Source organism: Massilia mucilaginosa, from assembly GCF_011682145.1.
Lineage (GTDB): Bacteria > Pseudomonadota > Gammaproteobacteria > Burkholderiales > Burkholderiaceae_D > Telluria_A > Telluria_A mucilaginosa.
Genome location: NZ_WHJH01000382.1, coordinates 1 through 258, shown reverse-complemented (window position 1 = coordinate 258; position 258 = coordinate 1). Strand labels below are relative to the sequence as shown.

Genomic DNA, 258 nt, shown 5'->3' with positions numbered 1-258 from the left:
AGGTGTTCAAGGCCATCTTGGTCGACTGCACCATGCGCTCGGCCGTGAACGCCGTCACGGCATCTTCCTTGTGAACCCGGTTACCGCCGTTGAACTTGACTGTCGCGTGCCCTTTCTGCGGCGGGCAGAAACCCGCGTTGCAGGAATCGTCGCTGATGACCATGATGTGGCTGCCGGCGCTGTGCTCGAAGTAATAGAACAGGCCGTACTTTTCCATCAGGCGGCAGGTGAAGTGCTCGTCGGTCTCGTCGTACTGGA

General features: G+C 59.3%; 1 protein-coding gene. It reads right to left on the bottom strand.

Annotated elements, in window-relative coordinates; translation table 11 throughout:
* On the bottom strand, positions 1-258 hold a 258-nt coding region (locus F2P45_RS35270; protein ID WP_187367276.1), incomplete at both ends, for a phage late control D family protein.